Here is a 24,837-nt window from a genome sequence, read left to right on the forward strand (position 1 = left end):
TAGTAAGGTGAGAAGGAGTGAAGTGGCACAATGCTTGATTATACAAAGAAATTAAGAGACGAATTTTATAAGCATAAAGACGAAGAAAACGCAGCGCCTATGGAAGCTTATATGCGAAATCAGTTTCCTTTCGTCGGCATGAAGTCGCCTGTCAGGAAGGATGTATTTAAACAGTTCGTTAAGAAACACGGATATCCGGAGAAAGAACAGCTGCAAGAAGCCGTTAAAGAGCTATGGCGGATGCCGGAGCGAGAGCTGCATTATGCCGCTCTGGGACTGGTGGATGGCTTCTTAAAAAAGCTGGAAGAAAAAGATTACGAGTTGCTAGAATACATGATTGTGAACAAATCGTGGTGGGACACGATTGACCACATTGCCGCAAACCATGCGGGCAAGCTGTTCCGTCTTTATCCACACCTGTTAGAGACAGTCGGTATGAACTGGAGGCAATCGGACAACTTTTGGCTGAGGCGCACAATGATTTTGTATCAGCTCAAATACAAAGGTGATACTAATGTAGAGCTGTTAAAGGATATTGTTGAAGAGAACCTAGGTTCAAAAGAGTTTTTCATTAACAAAGCGATCGGATGGGCATTGCGTGAATATGCCAAGTCCGATCCAGAATGGGTCTTGAACGTGACAACGCAGCTGGCTCTTTCACCACTATCAAAGCGTGAAGCGTTAAAAAACGTATCGTCTAAAACGATTAAAGCTTAATAGGGATAAGAGAAGAGTGTTCCATTATAGGAGCACTCTTTATTGAGTTCACTTTAGATAAATCCCACCCGTTTATTCATTCATCTGATTAATATGTTTTAGAGGTCTTTTATCCTATTTTAAGATTGAATGTTAGGTTTTTGATACTATTAATGTAAATTTTATGTAAGTCTTTGGAAGTATTTTAACAAAAACCGAACAATAATACGTGTCGATATGTGTTATATTCTAGTTAAATTGACTTGTTTTACATTAAAAGTATAGGAGTGGTAAATGTGGCGTTAAACCATTTTCGTCATTTATCTAAACTGGTTCTCATCGTAACGATGGTAATCAGCTTGTTCGCACCAATCTCACAGCAGAAAGCGAATGCAGAAGGTGTTCTTAAAGTTACTGAGGCGATTGCGAACAATACAGGAACTGCTACTGTTGAGGGTTATATTGTTGGAACAGTTAAAGGTGGAACCGGATCGTCCATTTCATATCAGTTTGAAGGTCCCTTTACTCAAGATACAAACCTTGCTTTAGCTGATTCACCAAATGAAACAGATAAAACTAAAATCCTTGCAGTCCAGTTACCAGGTGGAGCGGTAAGAGAAGCCTTAAATCTCAAAGCACATTCTGAGAATTTAAAGAAAAAAATTCAAATAACAGGAGATTTACTTGTTTATTTTGGTGTTCCAGGTCACAAAAATGCAAAATCATTCTCATTTGTATCTGGGATCCCAGCAGAACCTCAAGCTGAAGTTGTAACCGCTTCAATTCCTCAAGGTGTTATTTCTAAAGGAACAACTGTAACACTTGAAACGAAAACTGAAGGTGCTGCAATTTATTACACACTTGATGGGACAGTACCGACGAAAGAGAGCAAAATGTATTCCGATCCTATTACAATTAACGAAGATACAACAATTAAGGCAATCGCAATAAAAGATAAAATGAAAGACAGTAGAGTATCAGAGTTTGTTTATAATGTTGCTATTTCAGGACTTCGCATCCATGACATTCAAGGTGAAAGTCATAATTCACCAGTGGACAAAAAGTATGTAGAAGGAGTAACAGGTATCGTGACATATGTCGCAGATGCTGACAATTTCTATCTTCAAGACACACAACCAGATGAAAATGAAAAAACTTCTGAAGGAATTCTTGTATATAAGAAAGGTCACGGCGTAGCAAAAGGTGACATCGTCACAGTGGCCGGTCAAGTAAAAGAATGGGTACTTGAAGGTTACAGCGACAAAATGAAAACAGATCTTGCTGTTACAGAAATCAACGCAACAAATACACTTATTAAACTTAATTCTTCAGGCAATGCTCTTCCTGAAGCGGTAACAATCGGCGAAGGCGGACGTCAGCAGCCGACTGAAATCATCGACAATGATAACTTTGGTCTTTTCGATCCGCAGCAAGACGGCATTGATTTTTACGAAAGCTTAGAAGGCATGTTAGTGAAAGTGGACAACCCTTCTGTCATCGCGCCGCAAAAAAATGGCGAGATCGTCGTGGTGCCTGATATTCATAAAAATAAAGAAATCAACGAAGCTGGCGGACTGAATATTACGGCTAACGACTTTAATCCAGAGCGACTATTTATTGATATGAATGATTATTCTTTTGTTGCTAAAACAGGAGACTATTTTGTAGGCTCTATTACTGGGGTCGTAAGCTACGGATATGGAAACTTTAAAGTACTGACAAATCGTGATGACCTTCCGCAATTTGTTGAGGGAACAACGGAACGTGAAACATCTGATTTCCATGAAAAACATAAAGAACTGACGATCGCGAGCTTTAATGTAGAGAACTTCTCTGCAGATGAAAATGGGACGAGTGATGAAAAAGTAACACGCATCGCAGGATCGATTGTTACAAACTTAAAATCTCCTGATATCGTTGGACTGGTAGAAATGCAGGACGGAAACGGTGCATTAAATAATGGAAACACTGATGCAAAAGAAAGTGCGGATCGCTTGATCGCTGAAATAGCAGCACAAGGCGGACCAAACTATGTTTACACAGATGTTGCTCCAGAAAACAATAAAGACGGCGGACAGCCAGGCGGGAACATCCGTGTCGGTTACATCTACAATCCAGAGCGTGTGAAGCTTGCAGAAGGTGTGAAAGGGACGGCGACTCAGGCTGTAACATTCAAGAATGGCAAGCTGACAGCAAACCCAGGACGTATTGATCCGACTAATGCTGCATTTGCAAGCAGCCGTAAGCCGCTTGCGGCACAGTTCGAGTTTAACGGCGAGACTGTCGTTGTTGTAGCAAACCACTTTAACTCAAAAGGCGGAGATCAGCCGCTGTTCGGAAAGAACCAGCCTCCATACCTAAAAAGTGAAGAACAGCGCCATCAAATTGCCGGTATCGTCAATAACTTTGTAAAAGAAGTAAAAGCGGACGATCCAAACGCGAAAGTTGTTCTGCTTGGAGACTTTAACGACTTCGAATTTTCAAAAACATTTGATATTCTCAAAGGCAGCGAGTTAACAAACATGATTGACGAAGTGCCATTTAAAGAACGCTTCACGTATTCTTATCAAGGAAACGCGCAAGTGCTTGACCACATCCTTGTGACAAACAACATGGCGAAAAAGACGAAAGTGGATATCGTCCACATTAACTCTCAATTCATGGAAGAGCACGGACGTGCGAGTGACCATGATCCAGTCATCGTTCAAATCAAGCTTGATAAAGTAAAAGACGTAAAAGTGAAGTAAACAGCTAGCAGCCGCTCGAGGATATTCCGAGCGGCTTTATTAGTAGGGTCCGGTACGTTTCTTTAAGCTGCAGCGCAGCAAATACGCCGCAGCTTAAAGAAACGTACCGGACCCCTTCACTGCATTGGACACTTGACACACCAACTTCAATTCATTACCATATACTTAATTTAATTGAACACAATCTCTTATTAAGAGCAGGCGGAGGGAATTAGCCCAATGAAGCCCGGCAACCATTCATGCTGAATGACCAGCGTGGAAACGGTGCTAAATCTAACAGCGAAAAGCTGAAAGATGAGAGGAACTCGGACGATCTACCAGATGCCCGCTTTCTCTCATGAGAGCGGGCATTTTTTTAATGAAAAAGGAGAATGAGTGATGGATATCGCAAAGTGTATACATTGGCGTGGACTGAAACTGAGAGCATCATTGCATTTCCCGGCCGCGTACAACACACATCCAAAGGGGATATTTCCTTTAATTATTATTTGTCACGGATTTACGAGCAGCCGTATTGGTGTAGACCGATTATTTGTTAAATCAGCTGTGCAGCTTGAGAGAGAAGGTAACATTGTTGTGCGATTTGATTATGCAGGTTGTGGTGAGAGCGAGGGTCAGTATGGCGAGAACTCATTTGATGACCTAATTGAACAAACTCAAACGGTAATCACCTTTGGAACGGAACTGCCGGGTGTAGACCGTAATCAAGTCACTTTGATTGGACACAGCCTGGGTGGTGCGGTAGCTGCTATTACTGCAGCAAAAGATCATAGAGTAAAGAATCTGGTTTTATGGTCTGCAGTAGGAAGACCGTATGATGACATTTCAGCTATCGTTGGACCGGCAGAATGTGACGAAATCGAAAAAAGCCGCTGTATTGATCATTTAGGTTACACTCTGACACCGAAATTTTTAGAGTCGCTGAAGCGTTTTAACCCTATCGAAAAAATAGCGAGATTTAACGGCCATGCACTGATTATTCACGGAACAGGGGACAAGGTAATTACATCAGAGTATGCCAAGCATTACGTTTATTCTTTAAAAGAAAAAGCCGAAAAGACGCTGATTCAAGGTGCGTGCCATACTTTTTCAACAGGACCTCATTTTGATCAGCTAATCAATAGAACGAAAAAGTGGATGCGATACAGAACAAGTAGCGAAGAACGCATGGCTAAAAAAACTTCATAAATAATGATTGACATTATTAACAGTATCATCCATAATACAAAGTAATTTGATAGGAATACACTCTTATTAAGAGCAGGCGGAGGGAATTAGCCCTATGAAGCCCGGCAACCATTCATGCTGAATAGCCAGCCATGAAAACGGTGCTAAATCTAACAGCAAAAGCTGAGAGATGAGAGGATAATCGGATGTCTACTGAAACCCTCTGTCTCTTAATGTAAAGACAGAGGGTTTTTGTCATGTTTTCCGCCTCTTAAAGAGTAATTGTCAAAAGTACAGGAGGGTGCAAAATTCCGGAGTGAAAAAGGTTCAGCCCGAAGTCACTTCAGAGCTAAAGGTTTGTCAGAAAAACCATTAAAGAGAATTTAGGGGGCAATAAAAATGAAAAAGATATTAAAAGGTTTGGCAATAGGGGCACTTGCACTAGGATTGACAGCTTGTTCTGATGCAACAAGTGGATCAGAAAAAACAACCAAACTTACTGTAGGAGCATCCAACGTACCGCATGCAGAAATTTTAGAAGAAGCAAAACCATTGCTAAAGGATAAGGGCATTGATTTGAAAATTGTTACTTTCCAAGACTACATCCTACCGAACAAGGCGCTTCACGAAAAAGAAATTGACGCCAACTATTTTCAGCATATTCCTTATTTAAATCAGCAGTTAAAGGAAAATGAAGAATATGACTTTGTAGATGCTGGCCCTGTACATATTGAACCAATGGGTGTGTACTCCCACAAATATAAGTCATTGAAGGAGCTTCCGGATGGAGCGCTGGTTATTCTTAGCAACTCAGTAGCGGAACATGGGCGCATCCTATCTATCTTCGAAAAAGAAGGGGGAATCAAACTAAAAGAAGGCAAAGGATATGAAGCGCAGCTTAGCGACATCACAGATAACCCAAAGAACCTGAAATTCAAAGCAGACATCGAACCAGGCCTTCTTACAAAAGCATTTGAATACAAAGAAGGCGACGCGGTCGTCATTAACACGAACTATGCTATTGACGCTGGTCTAAATCCAAAGAAAGATTCTATTGCTTTAGAAGGACCGGATTCACCGTTCGCAAACATCATCACAGTCAACAAAGGAGATGAGAAGAAGGAGGGAATCAAAACACTTGTAAAAGTGCTGCAGTCTGAAGATATTGCCGAATTCATCAACAAAGAATACAAAGGGTCCGTCTTGCCAGTCAGCAAATAAGGAGATAGAACATTGGATAAAGATCACCTTTCTTGGCAAAGAAAAGTTATGACAGAGGACGTTGAACTGAGTCCTTATTTAAAGAAGGTCATGGCAGATGCCGCTTCACAAGCTGCTAACCACAAAACCAAACGCAAACTCTATCAAAAAAGAGTGAGCAAGCGAATCTAACAAGAATTATTTCGGGGTCCGGTACCATCACAAAGAAAAGGGGCAATCACGCCGATTTTCTTCATTGGTACCGGACCCCGATTTTTTTGTTTTTAATATACTTAATTTTTCTTCTGACATCGACCTGACATATTGGTGGGATACATTATTAATGCGGGACGAACTATTGCCTGTAAAATTCACCATATAACAGGAGGAATGAAAGATGTTTAAATCAAAAAAATCAACATATGTCGCAGCGGGCATGCTTTCACTCGGTTTAATTGGAGCGGTGCCGGTACTTGCGGCAACGGACCATGATAATTCAAAAAAAGACATTAGAGAAAATGCAGCTGAACACTTCAATAAAAAACGGCATCACCATAGCGGGCATGGTTATAAATTGGATCCAGCCATCATTAAAGCAAAAGCAAAGATGCTAGGTATCAGTACTTCAGGTAAAGAAACAGAAGAAATTTCTCGAGAGGTTCGAGAAACGGAACTGAAGAAGCGGGCAAAAGAAAATAACGTCACGATTGATGGAAAAAGCTTCCGAGAAATATCGAGAGAAATTATACAAGCCGAATTGAAAAAGGAAGCTCAAAAGCTTGGTGTGAGCATTGATGACAAAAATTTCCGCCAATTAGCGGAAGATGTAAGGACTGCCACAATGAAAAGTGAAGCCAAGAAGCTGAACATTAAAACAGAAGGAAAAGAAATAAGAGTGCTTGCTAAAGAGGTCCGCGAAGCAAAGATCTCAAAAAAAGCAAAGGAACTCGGCATCTCTTCATCGAATAAAGAAACGCACGAAATTGTTCAAGAAATTCGCCGAAAGCAGATCCTTAGTTTAGCTGATAAACTGGATATAACAGCCAAAAACAAAACATTAGAAGAGATTGTGCGTGAAATGGCTGTCAAACACCCAGATGAACTGGAAAAGCTTGACCTTTTTCAAGAGAAGAATCGGAATTTCTTTCATATGAAAGGGTTTGAAAAGTACGGAAACAATGATCATAAACTCAGAGGCGGGCCTGCTGGCGAAACCCTCAGTGACGAAGGAGCATTTTCAGAAGCTGGAATCTAATTAAACGTGCAAAACGATGAACCCCGGTATCGATATCGGGGTTTTTATTTTACAATGAACGGTAAGGAGTGAGCTCGGATGAAAACCATATTGGTTGCAGAAGACGAAGTATCAATCAGTGCTGTACTAAAAGCTTATTTGCAAAATGCAGGTTATCGGGTGGTACAAGCGTTTGACGGGCAAAGCGCGATTAGCTGTTTTCACCAGTCAGAACCCTCCCTCGCAATTCTTGATGTGATGATGCCCGAGCTAGACGGATGGCGAGTGCTCAAAAGAATTAGAGAACACAGCACATGCCCAGTTATCATGCTCACTGCACTCAGTGATGTGTCTTCCAGGCTCGCAGGTTTGAACGGAGGTGCGGACGACTACATCGCCAAACCATTCATCGGTGAAGAAGTAGTGGCAAGAGTTCATGCAGTGCTGCGGCGCACAGAGCAGTCAAGACGGATGGAAGAGGAGAAGGCAAAATTCGGCAGGCTGCTGATTGACTGGCGTTCACATGAAGTTTACCTCAACGGCATCTCGATTGAAATGACCCCACGGGATCTGTCATTACTTCTCTATTTGGCAAAGCATCCGAACCGTACGTTTACACGCGACGTTTTAATACAGCAAGTGTGGGGTCTCGATTACTTTGGAAGTGACCGGGCGGTGGATCTATCCATTAAACGCATTCGAAAATTGCTGGAGAATTGGCCGGCAGAAGATGGTGAGATTAAAACATTCCGGGGAGTGGGGTATCAATTCCATGTTAAGAAATAACAGCCGAACGACACTCTTAAGGTTCTGGACTACTCGCTATTTTGCCATCCTTTGCATCGGTCTTATTGTTATTGGGACGATTGCTGCATTATGGATTCGCCATGCTGCCATTGAGAACCGGCTGGAGCTGTTTAAATTTATGGCTGAGGATATTGCCTTATCTGCCGTGAGCCAACAGGAAGGCCGCTATGAGCGGCGCGGGGGATTGCCCGGTCTTATAAAAGACCGCGAGAGGTTTCTAGGTGAGCTAGATAAACCACCTGCCATTTTCGTCGTGAATAATGAGGGAGAGGTCCTCTTTTCCAATAAGCGTAGGCACGAGTTTAAGCGGCAAGGAAGGCTTCCATCTTATATCTTGAAAAATAAAGAGTCGGTGCAGGAGATAAAGTCTGATGATGCAGACGTGTTCATGGTGAAAACACCAATTGTTACAGATCTAGGCAACAAAATAGGATATGTTCTAATCACACAGTCTAAAGAAGAACTAACGAGGGTTAACCAAGAATTTCGTCTTCTGGCAGTCATGCTATGTTCACTGGCATTATTAGGATGGATTGCCATCTATTATTTTTCACGCAAGATCTCTCTGCCAATACAGAAGGTCGCTAACGCGGCTTCACGTATTCGTGATGGAAACTACAGCTTTTCTCTTCCGGAAGATGTGAAAGAGAGAGAAGTGTATGAACTCGTTCAAGGATTCCGAGACATGGCGGAAAAGCTGCAGCAGCTCGAATCATTGCGTGCTGAGCTTCTTGCAGGAGTCACCCACGAGCTGAAGACGCCTGTCACCGCTGTCAGCGGCCTGCTGCAGGCCATAAGGGACGGCGTCGTGGAAGGAAAAGAGATGGACGAATTTATAGCCGCTTCCTTAGCAGAGACAGAAAAAATGGAAAAGATGGTCGAGGATCTTCTGGACTTTAATTCTTTCACAGCCAACGCTGTACCTGTCAAGCTAGAGCAGCATAATGTATTACACCTGCTGAAAGAAATTGTTCACCAATGGGAGCTTGTTCACCGCGTAAAAATCTCACTAGTCTCAGAGATCAATGCTTCTGCTAGTATAAGAACCGATTCACTCCGCTTGCAGCAGATTATCGTCAATCTCCTAAACAATGCTAAGCATGCGAGTGATCAGAACACCGATATCACGGTGAGGCTTGCTGTAATTGATAAACAGTTTACCATAGAAGTTACTGATTATGGCTGCGGCATTCCAGAAGAAGAACAGGACATGATTTTTGAGCGTTTTTACCGAGGGAATGAAAAGAAATACAAGGTGCGAGGACTTGGTCTTGGGCTTCCCTTCAGCAAACTGCTCGCTTCAGCAATAGGCGGACAATTAGTTCTGCACAGCAGCGTGCAAGGGAAAACGGTATTTCGACTACGATTACCAAGGTGATGAAAACTTTTTTAAAATAATAAGTTTCGCGCTAACAGGACCAGGGTATAGTCACTATAAAACTGGTAAGGAGGGATGGTTATGCATACGAGCATTCATAATGAGCCTCTATCGAAAAAGCCAGAAGTCGTCTTGCCGATTCAGACTGCCGCAATGATCGCGAAACCGCCAATAAAGGATGAGGCGAAGAAACCGGAATACACTACTACATTTTTAAACCCAAATTAACCTGAAAACCTGGCAAACGCCAGGTTTTTTTCATTGCTGTCCAAATAGAATATTTCCAAAAAAAACCTTTCCGTATATAATGAGAGAGATGGAAACCGCCGATACGGGAGTGTGAATTTATTGACAACGGCCTTTGTGAATTGGGGAGAATCAAGAGTGAAATTGACTTGGGAAGAAACGAGTCTTCTCCCTGCCAATGATTTCATAACAAGTGCCCATGGCTTTTGTGTTAAAGAGAATAAGCTTTTATTAGTGAATTTATGTGATAGAGGCTGGGATTTTCCTGGCGGACATATGGAACCTGGAGAGCGTCCAGTTGATTGCTTTAAACGGGAGGCTTTAGAAGAAGGCTATGTAGCAGGTGATTGTGAATTATTGGGATACATAACGGTTGATCATAGTGAAAACCCAGCTTGGACAGAAAACAGCCGATATCCTAAAATAGGCTATCAAGTGTTCTATAAAATGGATATCAAAGAATGGCTTCCATTTGAGGGTAAACACGAATCTGTTCAGCGCAAATTAATCGACCCTACAGAAGTTTCCCTATATTATCGAAACTGGCACGTTGTTTATCAAGGAATATTAGACTGTGCGCTGCGGTAAAATGAAGAGAGTTCATTGACTGATGAAAAAGGAAAGCACTCGACTATCGTCAATACGTTACGACAGGAGAGACTTCTATAGAATCTCTTTTTTGTCACTTTATCTGTGATGATTTATAACCTAGTCAAACAGTATAAGAATAAAGTATAAAGTCAACTTAGGCTGACTTACAGACTTGGCTTCAGCCAAGTTTCTTTATTTATCCAGAGTATTTTGTTTTGAAAGTGGAGGTAAATACCTTACAATGATTCTTCATACTTGGAACGTTAAGAATGGGGGATGAGAGCGAATATGGATACATGGGAAAAGGAATGGCTGGACGAACAGCAGCGAGTCGATCATCTTTCCTCTAAAATTAATAAAAAAATGAACACCATCGATCAATTGCTTGGAGGCAAGAAGGGAGAGGTCGTTGAGATACGGAAAAATTTTTGGGAAGACGTAACGGTTAACTTTGAGGATGCTGCGGAAGCGGCTGAGACGGCAGCAAGCATCCGTCAGCAGGCGGAGCTATTATCCGAGATTGAGCGAAGTCATCAGGGTGCCTCACAGCAAATGAAAACGTACGAAAAACTCAAAAATTCTCCTTACTTCGGTAGAATTGATTTTAAAGAAGAAAACGAAACAGCTGCTGACAACATCTACTTAGGCATCGCTTCTTTTTATGATGAAGAAACAAATGACTTTCTAATCTATGATTGGCGCGCGCCGATCTCGAGCCTGTATTACGACCACGGTCTTGGGACGGCATCGTATACGGCACCTGGCGGAGAAGTAGAAGGCGAGATGAAGCTGAAGCGGCAGTATATTATTCGCGGCGGAAAAATTAAAAGCATGTTTGATACAGGGGTGACGATCGGAGACGAACTGCTGCAGGAGGTCCTCGGAAACGAAGCGAACGCCCAGATGAAAAGCATCGTCGCGACCATTCAGAAGGAACAGAACGAAATTATCCGCAAAACAAGCGGTGAATTAATGATTGTACAAGGAGCTGCCGGCTGCGGCAAGACATCAGCCGCACTGCAGCGAGTGGCGTATTTGCTGTATAAATACCGTGAATCCTTGAATGCGAGTGAAATCCTTCTTTTTTCGCCAAATGCGATGTTTAATACGTACGTGGCAAATGTGCTGCCAGAGCTTGGTGAAGAGAACATGGCACAGACAACGTTTCAAGCCTATATCGAGCACCATTTGGGCAGCGACTTTGACATTGAAACGCCGCTTCAGCAGATGGAGCATATGCTCTCCACTCAAAACAACGATGGATATGAAAACGAACTAGCCGGGGTCCGGTACAAGGCGTCTCTTTCTTTTTTAGAGAGCATCGAACAGTACTTAGAATCGTTAAAGAAAAGCGACATGGTGTTTCGCGGCATTCACTTCCGAGGGCGGCCTATCGTATCTGCAGAAGAAATCACTCATTACTTTTATTCGTTTGATGAGAACATGTCCATACCAAACCGCCTGAAGCTGGTTACCGAATGGATACAAAAAGCAGTCCGGGAGTTTGAGAAAAAAGAACGGAAAGAAGAATGGGTGAAAGAACAGCTTCATTATTTGGATGAAAGCGTGTATACGAAGCTGTATCATAAACTGCGCAAGAAGAAACAGTATTCCAAAGACACGTTCAACGATTTGAATCGTGAGGAAGAAGAGCTTTCCGCCGTAATCGTCCGAAAAGCGATTAAGCCGCTGAGAAATAAAATTCAGCAGCTTCGTTATGTGAACGTGAAAGCATTATATCGCAATCTGCTGGAGAAAGTGCCGCACGAAATGGGCGATGAATGGCATAACATCGCACATCATTCAAAAGCGGATCTCGCAGAAAACAAGCTGTCTTATGCGGATGCGACGCCTTTTTTATTCTTAAAAGAACGAATAGAAGGCTTTCAGACGAACACAATGGTGAAGCATGTGTTCATCGATGAGGCGCAGGACTATTCACCGTTTCAGTTCGCATTCATTAAGCGGATTTTTCCGCGCGCGAGATGGACGGTGCTTGGTGACTTAAACCAATCCATCTATGTTCATTCGCCCGAGAACGCGTTTGATCATTTGAGCCAGCTATTTGATTCTCGTAAGATTGAACGGGTAAGGTTATCGAGAAGCTATCGTTCAACCAAGCCAATTGTAGAGTTCACCAAACATCTTCTAAAAGATGGTGAGGGAATCATACCTTTTAATCGGGATGGCACACTGCCTTGTGTAACACGTGTCTACAGCAAGGATCAACTTCATGAGGATATCATCGGAAAAGCAGGTGTTTATGAGCGTAATGGGTATCAAAATATTGCCATCATCTGTAAAACGGTCAGTGAAAGCCAGCAAGTCTATGAGGAGCTAAAGGGGAAGCTTAGAGTAAAGCTGATGGCGGATGAAGAGGTAGCGTATGAAAAAGGCATCGTTGTGATACCTTCTTATTTAGCCAAAGGAATTGAATTCGATGCGGTCATCCTTTATGACGCATCAATTCAGAGTTATGGCGCAGAATCGGATCGCAAGCTGTTTTATACCGTATGCACACGCGCTATGCATGATTTACAGCTGTATGTTCTAGGCGAGATCAACCCTTTTATAGGTAGCGTCCCTGAGGGTTGTTATTTAAAAGAAGAAAGAGGCTAACCAGCCGGAATTAGCCGTGGTCCGGTACCTTATGGTGAACAAGGTACCGGACCACGGCTTTTGTTTATTTCCAATAATTAAACAGTGGTCCTGAGATACCAAATACCGGATCAGATGCCGGAATTTTCGTTTGCTTAATGTTTTCCATCACTTCTGGCCGTTCGCCAATTTCACCCGTTCTTGTATCATAATCTGAACCGCCTGGATAGGCGCCGACAACTTTAAAATCGGATGATGAGGCTATTTTCTTATGTCCAGTACCGGCTGGAAGGATGATAACATCTCCGGTTTTCACCAAGAACACTTTCCCTTCTTCTCCGCCAAGCTGCAACTGTGCTGATCCAGAGATTACTCCAAGCACTTCATGAGTATTGCTGTGATAATGATGGTAATCAAAGACTCCGTTTTGCCAGCTGTTCAGCCAGCCGTTCTCGTTAAACACCTTCTCCGTTTCCTGTTCATTGCCGTTTAAAGCACCTTCATAAATCAACGTTTGAAAAAAAGGACTGTTCGGAATAGATCCATCATCTTCAAAGTATTGTGCCACGATATTCATGAAAATCCCCCTTTCTTTTTATAAGGCTGTTTTCGTAAACATTGTTTCTTTTAGAATTCGAAAAGAGGTTGATCTCCGTTACAGGTGCACGCTTATCCAGAGGGGGTATGGGGAAAAGCACGGGTGGGCTCGTTTAGCCCCGACCAGCAGAAGGTGAAGGGGCAAGATTTCAGCATTTTAATGCTTCTCATCGTCGTTCAGTCATTAGCGACAATCTCTACGAAAAGAGCTATTAATAAATAACCTACCCCACTCTTCTAATGTACAAAACCGACAATCTTCGACAATAAGAACATCGTGATGTAGAAAGAACACGAACGAATTTTCGGGTTTAAATGTTTGTAAACCGGTTTACGGTGGTAAAGTTAAAGTACCTAAATTTAACCATAAATTGCTGTACCAATAAAACCTTTAAACAAAGGAGGAAGCCTGCATGGTTTACAAAGTGAAGGACTGGCTGCGCTTGACTCATAAAGAAAGGTACTTGCTTTTGGTTGCCATCTCTAAATTGCAAAAAGAACAGCGGACTCAACTATAAACAACCCATTCATAAAGACCTTCTACTTTTTTCGGTGGAAGGTTTTTCTTCTGCTCAAAAACTTGTCCTGCCAAAAAACTGTCAGTATAATTAAGGATATGATTTTTGTTCATAGAATGTATAAGAAAAGAAGGGGACAACATGACTTCATTTAATGATCAGCTTATAGATTTTTTAGAGCAAAAGGCGTGTGATATTACTGAAAAATGGCTTCAGTCAAGAATTCCAAGAGGCAACTCTATTTATTCAAGCACACAGAACGAAAAAGTAAACGAACTATTGAGAGAGCAGAATGGTTTAACGATCAAGACTGTTATTAGCATTTTGTTTGAAGATAAGTCGATCTATAAGGAGAACAGCGAACGCTGGGCCAAAATGGTCGCCAAAAGCCGTGCGGAATCAGACACGCCTATCTTTGAAGTTCTCGATTCTGTCTGCGAGTTCAGAGAAATTTTTGTGGATTACATGGAAGAATTTTTTGATAGCCAGCCAGATATCACGAAAGAGCAAATCGTGAAATCAACGGGCATCATTAATAGAGCGTTTGACCATTTGAGTGTAAAGTTTGCTGAATATTACTATCAATACACGATGGCAAAGCTGGAGGCTCAGCAAGAGCTTATTCAGGAACTTAGTGCTCCGATCATACCAATAACGGACTCGATAGCGGTTCTTCCACTTGTTGGGGATATTGATACAAAACGGGCAAAAACCATTATCGAGGTGATTCCGGCTCAATGCATGAAGCAGCAGATCACTCATCTTTCTATTGATCTTTCTGGTGTGCCGGTCGTTGACACGATGGTTGCCAATCAGCTGTTTCATCTCATTCAAACGCTGGAGCTGTTAGGTGTTACGTCGATGATCTCAGGCATTAATCCAGCATTCGCCATTGCATCGGTTCAGCTGGGGATTAATTTCGATAACGTAGAAACACATGCGACATTGAAAAATGCGCTGGAGAAAATGGGCATTAATACAAGACAATAATGGCAACTATTCATTTGACCAAAAAAAGGGCGATAAGCAGGATGCTGCTTATCGCCCTTCTTATTTACTTTGCTATCGGATAACGCTGATTCTCAACAAGCATCGAATACTCGTTCGGATGAAATTCATTTTCACTTTTGGAAACAACAACCGTTGCTACGCCGTTCCCAATTAGATTTGTAATTGCACGAGCCTCAGACATGAAACGGTCCACACCGATCAATAATGCCATTCCTTCAACAGGTATCATCGGAAATGCGGCTAATGTAGCGGCAAGGGTGATGAAGCCAGAACCGGTGATTCCAGCCGCCCCTTTACTTGTCAGCATCAAGATACCGAGCAATGTGAGCTGCTGCCAGATCGTTAAGTCGATGCCGTAAGCCTGCGCAATGAACATGGCTGCCATGGACAAGTAGATGGATGTTCCGTCAAGGTTAAACGAATAGCCCGTTGGCACAACTAGACCGACAACTGACTTCGAACAGCCGTACTTCTCCAGCTTTTCCATCATTTTTGGAAGCGCAGATTCTGATGAAGACGTACCTAGAACAAGCAGCACTTCTTCTTTAATATAAGCGATAAATTTAAAGATGCTGAACCCGTAATATTTGGCCACTCCTCCAAGAACGAGAACAATAAAGAGAAACATGGTGATATAAACAGAAGCCATCAATTGGCCTAATGATAAGAGTGATCCGACACCGAATTTACCAATCGTGAACGCCATCGCGCCGAACGCAGCGATCGGTGACACCTTCATGATCATGTTGACAACTTTAAAGAAAATCTCTGTCAAGTTCTCAAACATGGCAATCGTTGGCTTTGCCTTCTCCCCGAGAGCGGCGGCAGCAAGACCGAACAGCACCGCAAAGAACAGAATAGGCAGCAGCTGACCTGACGCAAGGGCTCCGATAACGTTTTCCGGAACGATGCTTACAAGGAAATCAACGACACCATGGCTGGTTTCTGCCGCTTGCTTCGTGAACTCTGATACATCGCCGCCTTTTGCTGCAGTCGTATCGAAGCCCTTTCCTGGCTGAACAAGGTTAACGACAAGCAGACCGATAGCGAGCGCGAAAGTGGTGATAATCTCGAAATATAGGAGGGCCTTCCCGCCGATCCTCCCCACTTTTTTCATATCCCCCATGCTTCCAATGCCGATAACTACGGTAAAGAAGATGATAGGAGCGATAACCATTTTAATAAGCTTGATGAATACATCCGCTAAAACTTTCAGCTCTGTCCCGAACGCCGGAAACGCGAAGCCGACAGCGATTCCAAGCAAAATGCCGATTATGACCTGTACAGTCAAGTTTCTGAAATTGATTCTCATAATCCTACCCCTTTCTATTATGACAGCGCTTACAATAATAGCTTCATATTATCTGACATTTCCGAAAACAACTAGATTATGGTGATACTGTTCTTTTTGGTCTTTTTGGTCTGAAAATAAAAAAGGAAAAATCATACCAAGAACCGTATATGTAAAAAAGATACAAGGGGGAAAGTTACATGATTATTAAAGAGACAAAGGACGCGGCACTGATTGCGTCATTGAACAAGCATGTCCAAGACGTACACAGCGAAATGAATCCCGTTCACTTTAAGCCGTTTAAAGAGAATGAGATTCGTACCTTTTTTGAAAGTCTGATTGAAAAGCCAGCTCATAAAATGATTGTGATAGAAGTTGGAGAAGAGCCAGTAGGCTATGCATGGATAGAGTTCCGTCATTTTCCAGAGAACGCGTTTAAATATGCGTACGATAAGCTGATGATTCATCAGATCAGCATCAACAGTGAAAAAAGAAGCAGGGGGTACGGTACTCAGCTGCTGGATTACATTGACGACCTTGCCAAAGAGCGCGGCATCACGACTGTCGAGCTCGATTATTGGAGTGATAACCTTAAAGCGAAACGATTTTATGAAAAAAGCGGCTTCATCATTCAACGGGAGTTTGTGTATAGGGAAGTGAACTGATTGAAGTTTGATAGAGGACGGCTCATTGGGTCTGGCAACACAGCCAAGGTGTACATGTATGGTAACAAAGCGGTCAAGGTGTTTCATGAGCGGATTCACCCTTCTTATATTAAAAAGGAATTTAACACGAGCCAAGTGGTCAGCAACAGCGGGTTGTGTGTTCCGGCAGTTTATGAGTTGTGTGACATCGAGGGAAGAATGGCTATTGTCCTTGAGAGAATAGAAGGTATTTCATTAAACTATTTGTTCATCAAAAAGCCAATAAACATGTTGAGCATCATGAAGCTGATGGCCAAGCTTCATAGAGAAATGCACGATGTGTCGAACCTTCCACTTCCGTCACAGAAGAATCACCTAGAACAGCTTATTCACAACGCTGGGGTGCTTACGCATGTGGAGAAGGAAAGAATTCTCTTGTATCTGGAACAGCTTCCGGAAAGTTGTCAGCTATGCCACGGTGATTTTCATCCAGATAACATACTTATTAGTGAGGATCGGCCAACTATTATTGATTGGATGGATGCAACCTGCGGACATCCAGCAGCCGATGCGGCACGAACGTATATCCTTTTAAAATATGGAGGGTTATCCGAGCAATCCGGCATAATTCAGCGGTTGATTCGCCGTTTTATCAGTACTATTTATCTGCATGATTATTGCAGTAAAAGTCTTATATCAAAAGAAATGATAAAAAAATGGATACTGCCTGTCGCGGCGGCAAGGCTATGTGAAGATTTGGAAGGGTTTGAAAAAAGGCAGCTACATAAACTTGTTCAAAAGTTGATGACAAAGATAGAGGAGCTATGAAAATGAACAGCAACGAATTCAACAGGATCATTAACAATCTGTTTAAGGATGAGCTGCCATTATTTGACGACGATGAGTACGGATTCACTTATTGTGCTCAAGAGAAATGGAAGAAGCTCGCTTATGCAACCAATCTATCATTCGAAACCATTGAGAAAGCAGCTGAATCAAACGCAGATTTTCTTCTCACACATCATGATGCCTGGGACTTTATCTATGGAATGAAAGAGGCTTGTATAACCAGACTGAAGAAACTCGGCATAAGCCATTATTACATCCACTCTCCGCTGGATTATGTGAAGTTTGGAACGTGTACATCGCTCATGCATGCGCTTGGTGTGGACGACAGGATTACTTTATCGTATTACAATAATGGCGGTATACCAGGAACAGGAGAATATCAAGTACCATTAGAACTTCATCAGCTAGTAGAACGCATGTCAGGTGTATTAGGTGAACAGGTTAGATGGTGGAAAAACAGCACCCGTCCTGTTAAAAAAATCGGCATGATGACAGGTGCGGGACACTCTACTGACTATATGAAAATAGCGATAGAGCACGGCTGCGACACGTATATCACGGGGGAAGCGACATTGTATTCCATTCAATACGCAGAGTTTACAGGAATGAACCTTATTGCTGGAAGCCATACACACACTGAAATTTTCGGAGTAGAGTCATTAGCTCGTAAAATTCAAACAGAAGTTCATGAATTGGAAATTTGTAAAATTATTGAATCGCACTTTGAACTTGGAAAACAGGTTAATACAATGGAATTATCTTAAAGAAGCAGCCGGACCGCTGCGCTTGTACAAGCGAAAAGAATGATTCACGAGTAAAGCACTGGAACCCAGCCGTGCTTTCTTACGTGTGGATTTCCTTTTTGTGGTATATTTTAGCATGGGGGGAACGTTATGCTGACATGGAAACCGCTTCATTTTTATATAACAATCATGGCAGCTGTAGGCATTTGGGCTGGTAATTATGCATACTTTGAAGCGGCTCAAATGAACGAACCAGTCTTTCTGGATCATTATTATGAAACGTATAGTGGTGAAAGAGAATATTTAACATTCTATTATTTAGCAAATAAACAGGATACATCAACGATTAATTATGTCGAATTTGATGGGATCGCTCTGTCCGGACCAGAGGACCCAGAAGTTATTGCTCAAAATGAGGTAGTAGATGAATTTCAGCATCAATACATTAGATCAATCACGCTGAGAATTCCAGACCCTCCGAGAGAAAAAGTGAAAAATGGCGTATGGCAATTCAATACGATGACCGTATATTTCAGTGACGGAAGAACACAAATAGCAGAAATTGGTTTGGTTAAAGTAAGTCCATTTCCAAAAAAGTCACCGTTCGAGTTCCCGGTAGGAGGCGGTTCCAATCAAAACCGAGAAGGGCAGGAAATGCTCGCAACGGAAAACCTGCAGATTGATGATATAACCAGTACGTTTCCAATTTTAGATAACCTGCTGCAAGTTAAATTTCATAATGGGAAGCGATCAGAGGACAATTCTTATGAGGACTTTTCAAAAACACTGAACGCGGACTGGAGCAAGATTCCAGGAACCTTGACACCAGAGCTGACATACCCAGTGTTGATAAAAAGGAATGACACAATCAGTATGTTCGTCCGGCCTGAAAAAAAGCTCAACGTGTATGTGCAATGTGCGATTCATTTGAAGGGAACCGATGAACGCGGGGAGACTGTGCACGGGCAGTTCCGCATACAAATGACCCCCGAGCTTCATGCAAAAGACATTCAAAACATCATGGCAGAAAAAAGCAGCATAAAATAATCGCTTGGAGATTAAAGCCGCAGGTATGCACTCGGCTTGTAGAAAAGTCCAGATTCAATTAGTCCGCAACAAGAAAGATTGCCGAGCGAATAGGATGAGGTGAAAAAATGAGTGCAGGCTTTCATAAGCTTTTTTGGGGATTCTTCATAGTGTTTGTAAAAATACATATCGTGGGTGTCGATATCCTTCCTGATCCACTTGGTTATTTATTGATTTATAAAGGTATAGGGTTATTGATGAAAGAAAAAAATCACATGGACTACAGGCGGGCGAGAGTGCTCTCAGGCGCTCTAATGCTCCTCTCCATTCCGTCTGTGTTTGTTTGGAATAAGACAGAAGGCATTTCATTCACAACGGCTGAAGGGAGCTGGCTTCTTTATGGAACAGCTCTCAGCCTGCTAAAGCTGGTTCTTGTGTTCCATGTTTTCAGAATAATCGTCTCTATCATTAAAATTTATGGACAGAAGAATCTACTAAATAAAGTGAGTTCAACATTCACCGCCTATATATCAGTATTGCTTACAGTTACAATCGCCCAGTCATTCCTAATGAATCTGGCGGGTGATTGGCTTGTCGGCTTTTCTATCATTTTGATCATTGCTGCGGTTGTGATGGAAATGGTCTTCTTAATGTTGCTTAGATCATTAAGAAAACACTCATGGGAGATTGTCGAGGAGGTATAATATGTACACCTTGAACAATCGAAATGGTTAAGTTATAGCTCCTGATTGGCATTGATTTGTGAGATTTTTAATTGTGAATCTCGAGAGTTTACTTGTGAAACTGCTTCATTTACTTCCAGATATAAAAAATTGTTTGCAGGAGGAGGTGTTGAGGGGTACGGTACCACAGTACCGTACCCCTCAACACCTCCTCTTCATGAACACAAAAAAACCAGGCATCCCAAAGGATGCCTGGTCTCTTTAAAGGTTAAATTAAACCTTTTGTACGTTAGTAGCTTGAGGTCCGCGTTGACCTTGTTCTACTTCGAAAGTAACTTCTTGACCTTCGTCTAAAGACTTGAAGCCTTCAGATTGGATAGCTGAGAAGTGTACGAATACATCGTCTCCACCTTCAACTTCGATAAAACCGAAACCTTTTTCTGCGTTGAACCACTTAACTTTTCCGTGTTCCATGTGTATTGCCTCCTATTTTGTGCGAAATCGCACGTTATAATACTATTCTTGCTCATCGCAATAGAAAGCATTAAAGCTATTCATCACTTGTATTATTGTTACATACCCGAACAAAAATAATTCTTCTTTATACTAACACCAATATTTAGAATAAGCAAGTTAACTTTGAATATTGTGCAGGTACTACTTTCCAGCATTCCTTATTTCTTTGATTATTTCCGATCCGTAATCCTGCTCAGCCTTGCTGTAGACACCTTTAAGCGCCTTTCTCCATTTTTCTTTCTCTGCTCCAGAAAGTTCATAAAAAGTGACCTCACCAGACGTCTTCAACTTCTCTAGCTGAATTTCGTTCATTTTTTTTGCCTGCTCAATGTTCCATTTTGTCGTCTCTTCCATTGCCGCTAATAAAATGGCTTGATCATCGGAGCTTAATTTTTCCCAAAATGCCATATTCATCAATACAGCATAGCCTAAAATGCCATGGTTGGAAATGGTCATAAATTTTTGCAGCTTATAAAAGCGTTTTGAATAAAAATTGGACACTGTGTTTTCCTGGCCATCAATCTGTTGAGACTCAAGGGACTGATACACATCGTTAAACGAGAGGGGAACAGGCTTTGCACCCAGTAATTCATACTGCTGTTCAATAAGACTGCTTGGCTGGATGCGCATTCGTTCGTTCTTAAAATCATTGGGCGCAACAAGATGTTTCTCGCGATGAGTGACTTGCTTGAACCCGTTGCTCCAAAGAGCCAGTGGCTTTAAATCCTGTGATTGTACCCGATTGAGCAAATTTTTTCCGGCAGGGCCTGTGAATACAGAGCGCAAATGATCATCATCGCGAAACAAAAATGGAAGGTCCAGCAGTTCAAGCTGTCCAAGCTTAGAGAATGACGGGGCAATCATCTGTACTTCTCCGGCTTGAACCGCGTTAAGCTCTTCACTATCACTGAAAAGAACGCTGTTCGGGTAAACCAGCACTTTAATTCGCCCTTCTGTTTTCTGTTCCACGATGTCAGCAAATTTTTGAGCGGCTAACCCTTTAGGTGTATTCTCTGCTACAACATGACTGAAGTGGATCACAAGCTGGTTTTTCAATCCTGCCTGCTCATCATCAAATGGAATCTCATTCTTTGCCACATCAGACTGAAACAGCAGCAGTGCGAGAAGGCCGAAAACAGTTGCTGCACTTGCAGCGATAAAGTATCTCATGTGTCATCACACTCAACTTTTTATATTTGGTTAGTGTTAGTGTACGATGGAGCTAGGACTTTTTACAATGAAAAGAGGGAGCGCTTTCAATGAACTCTTTTTCAATCCACACAAAAATTTCAGCACTGATTTTTTTTATTATCGGGTTTTCACTCTTGCTTGGCGGCATGGTCTTGTTTGGCAATATGATGAACACGAAAGAAGAGGACCTCAAAGAGAAAGCCAGGCTGACGTCAAGAACCGTAGCCGAGCTTCCTGAATTTCGTCAGAAAATGATAGGCAGTGAAGCAGACAGGGAAAGCATTAATGGGATGGTTGAGCGGATTCGGATCGTAAATAATGCGGATTATATTGTGGTTCTGGATATGGACAGGGTGAGGCTATCGCATCCTGTCAAAAAGCAAATCGGCTCCATTTCAGAAGGTCGTGATGAAGGAGCGGCATTCGCGGAACATTCCTATACTACCGCGGCGAAGGGGGAAATCGGGACGATCATACGAGCGTTCGAACCGGTCATGGATGGTTCCCACGAGCAAATAGGGGTTGTCATCACGGGATTTCGTCTGCCAACCTTAGGGGAGATGTTGGCGGATGTGAAAATGGAAATATGGCTGACTGGCGCGCTGTCGCTTTTCTTTGGGGGCTGGGGTGCATGGCTGCTCGCCCGTCATGTAAGACGACAGATGTTTTCTTTAGAACCGCACGAAATTGCACAGCTTTTTGTAGAAAGGACCGAAACGTTTAACGCGATGCATGAAGGAGTGATTGCTATCGATACGAACGAACGGATTACCATTTTTAATAAGAAAGCGAAGCAAATGATTGGAGTGACTGGTGATGTGGTAGGAAAACCGATTCGGGAGGTTATACCTGACACGTACTTGCCGGAAATTTTAAAAATTAACCGTCCTGTTTACAATAAGGAACTGCAGCTGGGGAGCTTGGCGATCATGAGCAACCGCGTGCCAATTCAAGTTGACGGACAAACAGTTGGAGCGGTCGCTATCTTTCAGGACCGGACTGAAGTGAAAAAAATGGCAGAAGAGCTGACTGGGGTTAAGGCATTCGTCAGTGCGCTTAGGGTGCAGAATCATGAGCATATGAATAAGCTTCACACGATTGCTGGACTGATCCAGCTTGGCAGCAACGATCAAGCTCTTGATTATGTCTTCGCGGTAACTGAAGAACAAGAGGAACTAACGCGTTTTCTCACAGCAAATATAAGAAATGACAGTATCGCTGGACTTCTATTAAGCAAGGTTAGCCGAGGAAAGGAACTCGGGATTTCGGTTCACATTGACCATAACAGCAAATTAGTGGCGCTTCCGCCATTTCTTGATCACCATGATATGGTAATCGTTCTTGGAAACTTGATAGAAAATGCTTTCGAATCCTTTAGCGGGGAGGATGTGAACGATAAAGAAGTATACGTGAGCATCGTTCAAACAAACAAAGAATTCAGCATTTTGGTAGAAGATAACGGAGCTGGAATGGATTCCGAGGAGGTAACAGCTATTTTCATTCAAGGCTATTCTACGAAAGCTGCGGAAGGTCGTGGCATAGGCCTGTATTTAATTAAAGAAATCGTTTCAAAAGGAAACGGTGTTATCGAAGTGGACACGAAGCGGGGAAGTGGATCGGTATTTGCCTTAAGCTTTCCTTCAGGAGGCAGGGGATGACCATGATAAACGTTGTCTTGATCGAGGATGATTTGATGGTACAGGAGGTGAACCGAAAATTTGTTGAGAAAATAGATGGTTTCTCAGTTGCGGGAATCGCTTCAAACGGAATGGAAGGAATGCGTGTAATACGTGACATACAGCCTGATCTTGTCATTATGGACATGTACATGCCTGAGCAGGATGGACTTAAAACTTTGCGCCAAATCAGAAGCGAAGGGATGGACATTGATCTGATAGCCGTTACTGCTGCAAGTGATATGGATACGGTGCGCGGTTTTTTGCAAAACGGAGCGTTCGATTATATCATGAAGCCTTTCAAGTTCGAACGAATTGAACAAGCGCTTCTAAAATATAAAACATACCACCAGAAAAAAGAGAAAAGTGTGCGCTTGAATCAAGCGGAACTAGACCAGTTTCTTCATCAGCATCATTTTGACAGTTCGGATATAACGGCTCTGAAGACCTCAGATGAAGTTCCTAAAGGGCTGAACACGGTCACACTGGGAAAGATTATTTCATTTCTCGATGAACAGAGCGAAGCGGTATCAGCAGAAGATGTGGCAGAGGGAATCGGTCTTGCGCGGGTAACAGCACGGCGTTATTTAGATCATTTAGAGAAGATCGGGAAAATTACGATTCACATCACATATGGCGGTGTCGGCAGGCCGGTGAATCGGTATAAACTGAAAGTCAGGAACCTTGCACCTGAGTAATAACCACTTCGTTCATTTTTGTCAGCAGCCTTGTGTGTCATGTAAACTAATGAGGGTACTGTATTCTCATTTTGAGGAGGATGTTAATGATGAACGACTTTACATTGAAAAATTTTGAAATGACTCGCCGTTTCTTCCTGCGAGTGGTGGAAGATCTAGATGAGGCTATCATTGATGTTCAGCCTTTAGGATTCAATAATACCATTCATTGGCAAATCGGGCATGTGCTGACAGTCACCGAGCAATTTATGTTCGGTTTCCCAAAGAAATCGAGCAACCTGCCTGAAAACTATTTAGAGCTGTTTGGGAATGGAACAAAGCCTTCTGACTGGAATGAAGGAGTTCCAGCACTGCACGAATTGGTGTCACGATTAAAGGAACAAGGGACACGGCTTCAATCATTGTCGCCAGAAGCCTTCCATCAGCCGCTTAAGAAGCCTTTCATGGGATTTGAGACGTTTGGAGAATTGGCAAACATGGCTCTCTATCATGAAGCAAACCACCTTGGTCAAATACAAAGTATGAATAAACTCGTAAGTACTGCTATTCTAAACAAATAATTTACAATCGCCGCAGTTCGCCGAAAAGGCGTTAACTCCGGCTTTTTTTAATTGCTTAATAGATGAATGTCTTACAATATTTTCTATATCACCCTATCTTTTTGAGCCTATGTTTGTTATGGTAAGAATAGCGATAACCATATTATCTGGGTTCTTTGTACGTTGAAGCC

Annotated in this window: 24 protein-coding genes and 2 riboswitches; of the genes, 20 read left to right on the forward strand and 4 right to left on the reverse strand. The window is 42.4% G+C overall.

Annotated features, from left to right (window positions below):
* The first annotated feature begins 30 nt into the window (after positions 1-30).
* From ACFQPF_RS01130 to helD, 11 genes are all read left to right on the forward strand, one after another.
* Positions 31-717, forward strand: a complete 687-nt coding sequence (locus ACFQPF_RS01130; protein ID WP_379745245.1) for a DNA alkylation repair protein — start codon at positions 31-33, stop codon at positions 715-717.
* 275 nt (positions 718-992) lie between these two features.
* Positions 993-3,443 (forward strand): DUF6359 domain-containing protein, encoded by a 2,451-nt coding sequence (locus ACFQPF_RS01135; RefSeq protein ID WP_379745248.1) that lies wholly within the window; start codon positions 993-995, stop codon positions 3,441-3,443.
* Positions 3,444-3,628: 185 nt separating this feature from the next.
* A riboswitch (SAM riboswitch) is annotated at positions 3,629-3,744 on the forward strand.
* Positions 3,745-3,821: 77 nt separating this feature from the next.
* Complete coding sequence (locus tag ACFQPF_RS01140) at positions 3,822-4,631, forward strand: alpha/beta hydrolase (protein WP_379745251.1); 810 nt, start codon at positions 3,822-3,824, stop codon at positions 4,629-4,631.
* 60 nt (positions 4,632-4,691) lie between these two features.
* A riboswitch (SAM riboswitch) is annotated at positions 4,692-4,807 on the forward strand.
* A 202-nt stretch (positions 4,808-5,009) separates the two neighbouring features.
* Positions 5,010-5,831, forward strand: coding sequence for a MetQ/NlpA family ABC transporter substrate-binding protein (locus ACFQPF_RS01145; RefSeq protein ID WP_379745254.1), 822 nt, complete (start codon positions 5,010-5,012; stop codon positions 5,829-5,831).
* 12 nt (positions 5,832-5,843) lie between these two features.
* Entirely contained in the window at positions 5,844-6,002 is a 159-nt protein-coding gene (locus ACFQPF_RS01150; protein ID WP_379745257.1) for a hypothetical protein, read from the forward strand.
* A 205-nt stretch (positions 6,003-6,207) separates the two neighbouring features.
* The gene (locus ACFQPF_RS01155) at positions 6,208-7,065 is read left to right on the forward strand and encodes a hypothetical protein (protein ID WP_379745260.1); all 858 of its coding nucleotides are present in this window, start codon (positions 6,208-6,210) and stop codon (positions 7,063-7,065) included.
* 78 nt (positions 7,066-7,143) lie between these two features.
* Positions 7,144-7,830: a response regulator transcription factor gene (locus ACFQPF_RS01160; protein WP_379745263.1), complete on the forward strand. Its 687-nt coding sequence runs from the start codon at positions 7,144-7,146 to the stop codon at positions 7,828-7,830.
* Entirely contained in the window at positions 7,817-9,229 is a 1,413-nt protein-coding gene (locus ACFQPF_RS01165; protein WP_379745266.1) for a sensor histidine kinase, read from the forward strand. The genes ACFQPF_RS01160 and ACFQPF_RS01165 overlap by 14 nt, the downstream gene beginning before the upstream one ends.
* 81 nt (positions 9,230-9,310) lie before the next feature.
* A complete protein-coding gene (locus ACFQPF_RS01170) occupies positions 9,311-9,457 on the forward strand; it encodes a hypothetical protein (protein ID WP_379745269.1) in 147 nt (48 codons plus the stop codon).
* A 120-nt stretch (positions 9,458-9,577) separates the two neighbouring features.
* Positions 9,578-10,063 carry an NUDIX hydrolase gene (locus tag ACFQPF_RS01175; RefSeq protein ID WP_379745272.1) on the forward strand — a complete coding sequence of 162 codons (486 nt, stop codon included), beginning with the start codon at positions 9,578-9,580 and terminating at the stop codon, positions 10,061-10,063.
* 291 nt (positions 10,064-10,354) lie between these two features.
* On the forward strand, positions 10,355-12,685 hold the full coding sequence (gene helD, locus ACFQPF_RS01180; protein ID WP_379745275.1) for an RNA polymerase recycling motor HelD: 2,331 nt from the start codon (positions 10,355-10,357) through the stop codon (positions 12,683-12,685).
* 64 nt (positions 12,686-12,749) lie between these two features.
* Here helD and ACFQPF_RS01185 read toward each other — a convergent pair whose 3' ends face one another.
* Entirely contained in the window at positions 12,750-13,241 is a 492-nt protein-coding gene (locus ACFQPF_RS01185; RefSeq protein ID WP_379745278.1) for a cupin domain-containing protein, read from the reverse strand.
* 679 nt (positions 13,242-13,920) lie between these two features.
* On the opposite strand from ACFQPF_RS01185, the gene ACFQPF_RS01190 reads away from it, so the two are divergent.
* Positions 13,921-14,769 carry an STAS domain-containing protein gene (locus ACFQPF_RS01190; protein WP_379745281.1) on the forward strand — a complete coding sequence of 283 codons (849 nt, stop codon included), beginning with the start codon at positions 13,921-13,923 and terminating at the stop codon, positions 14,767-14,769.
* Positions 14,770-14,833: 64 nt separating this feature from the next.
* Here ACFQPF_RS01190 and ACFQPF_RS01195 read toward each other — a convergent pair whose 3' ends face one another.
* Positions 14,834-16,102 (reverse strand): dicarboxylate/amino acid:cation symporter, encoded by a 1,269-nt coding sequence (locus tag ACFQPF_RS01195; RefSeq protein WP_379745284.1) that lies wholly within the window; start codon positions 16,100-16,102, stop codon positions 14,834-14,836.
* Between the two features lie 179 nt (positions 16,103-16,281).
* Here ACFQPF_RS01195 and ACFQPF_RS01200 point away from each other — a divergent pair, with 179 nt between their 5' ends.
* From ACFQPF_RS01200 to ACFQPF_RS01220, 5 genes are all read left to right on the forward strand, one after another.
* Positions 16,282-16,746, forward strand: coding sequence for a GNAT family N-acetyltransferase (locus ACFQPF_RS01200; RefSeq protein WP_379745287.1), 465 nt, complete (start codon positions 16,282-16,284; stop codon positions 16,744-16,746).
* Entirely contained in the window at positions 16,747-17,553 is an 807-nt protein-coding gene (locus ACFQPF_RS01205) for a phosphotransferase (protein ID WP_379745290.1), read from the forward strand.
* Between the two features lie 2 nt (positions 17,554-17,555).
* Complete coding sequence (locus ACFQPF_RS01210; RefSeq protein WP_379745293.1) at positions 17,556-18,338, forward strand: Nif3-like dinuclear metal center hexameric protein; 783 nt, start codon at positions 17,556-17,558, stop codon at positions 18,336-18,338.
* A gap of 129 nt (positions 18,339-18,467) precedes the next feature.
* A complete protein-coding gene (locus ACFQPF_RS01215) occupies positions 18,468-19,364 on the forward strand; it encodes a hypothetical protein (protein WP_379745296.1) in 897 nt (298 codons plus the stop codon).
* 149 nt (positions 19,365-19,513) lie between these two features.
* Positions 19,514-20,047, forward strand: a complete 534-nt coding sequence (locus ACFQPF_RS01220) for a hypothetical protein (RefSeq protein WP_379745299.1) — start codon at positions 19,514-19,516, stop codon at positions 20,045-20,047.
* Between the two features lie 252 nt (positions 20,048-20,299).
* On the opposite strand, the gene ACFQPF_RS01225 is transcribed toward ACFQPF_RS01220, so the two are convergent.
* Positions 20,300-20,500: a cold-shock protein gene (locus ACFQPF_RS01225; protein WP_094251418.1), complete on the reverse strand. Its 201-nt coding sequence runs from the start codon at positions 20,498-20,500 to the stop codon at positions 20,300-20,302.
* 183 nt (positions 20,501-20,683) lie between these two features.
* Positions 20,684-21,712 (reverse strand): DctP family TRAP transporter solute-binding subunit, encoded by a 1,029-nt coding sequence (locus tag ACFQPF_RS01230; protein ID WP_379745302.1) that lies wholly within the window; start codon positions 21,710-21,712, stop codon positions 20,684-20,686.
* Positions 21,713-21,801: 89 nt separating this feature from the next.
* Here ACFQPF_RS01230 and ACFQPF_RS01235 point away from each other — a divergent pair, with 89 nt between their 5' ends.
* The 3 genes from ACFQPF_RS01235 (at position 21,802) to ACFQPF_RS01245 (ending at position 24,667) form a co-directional block, all read left to right on the forward strand.
* Entirely contained in the window at positions 21,802-23,391 is a 1,590-nt protein-coding gene (locus ACFQPF_RS01235) for an ATP-binding protein (RefSeq protein ID WP_379745305.1), read from the forward strand.
* A gap of 2 nt (positions 23,392-23,393) precedes the next feature.
* Positions 23,394-24,107 (forward strand): response regulator, encoded by a 714-nt coding sequence (locus ACFQPF_RS01240; RefSeq protein WP_379745497.1) that lies wholly within the window; start codon positions 23,394-23,396, stop codon positions 24,105-24,107.
* An 89-nt stretch (positions 24,108-24,196) separates the two neighbouring features.
* The gene (locus tag ACFQPF_RS01245; protein ID WP_379745500.1) at positions 24,197-24,667 is read left to right on the forward strand and encodes a DinB family protein; all 471 of its coding nucleotides are present in this window, start codon (positions 24,197-24,199) and stop codon (positions 24,665-24,667) included.
* The last annotated feature ends 170 nt before the right edge of the window (positions 24,668-24,837 follow it).

Origin of the sequence: Fictibacillus iocasae, assembly GCF_042665465.1 — a bacterium.
GTDB lineage: Bacteria > Bacillota > Bacilli > Bacillales > Fictibacillaceae > Fictibacillus > Fictibacillus iocasae.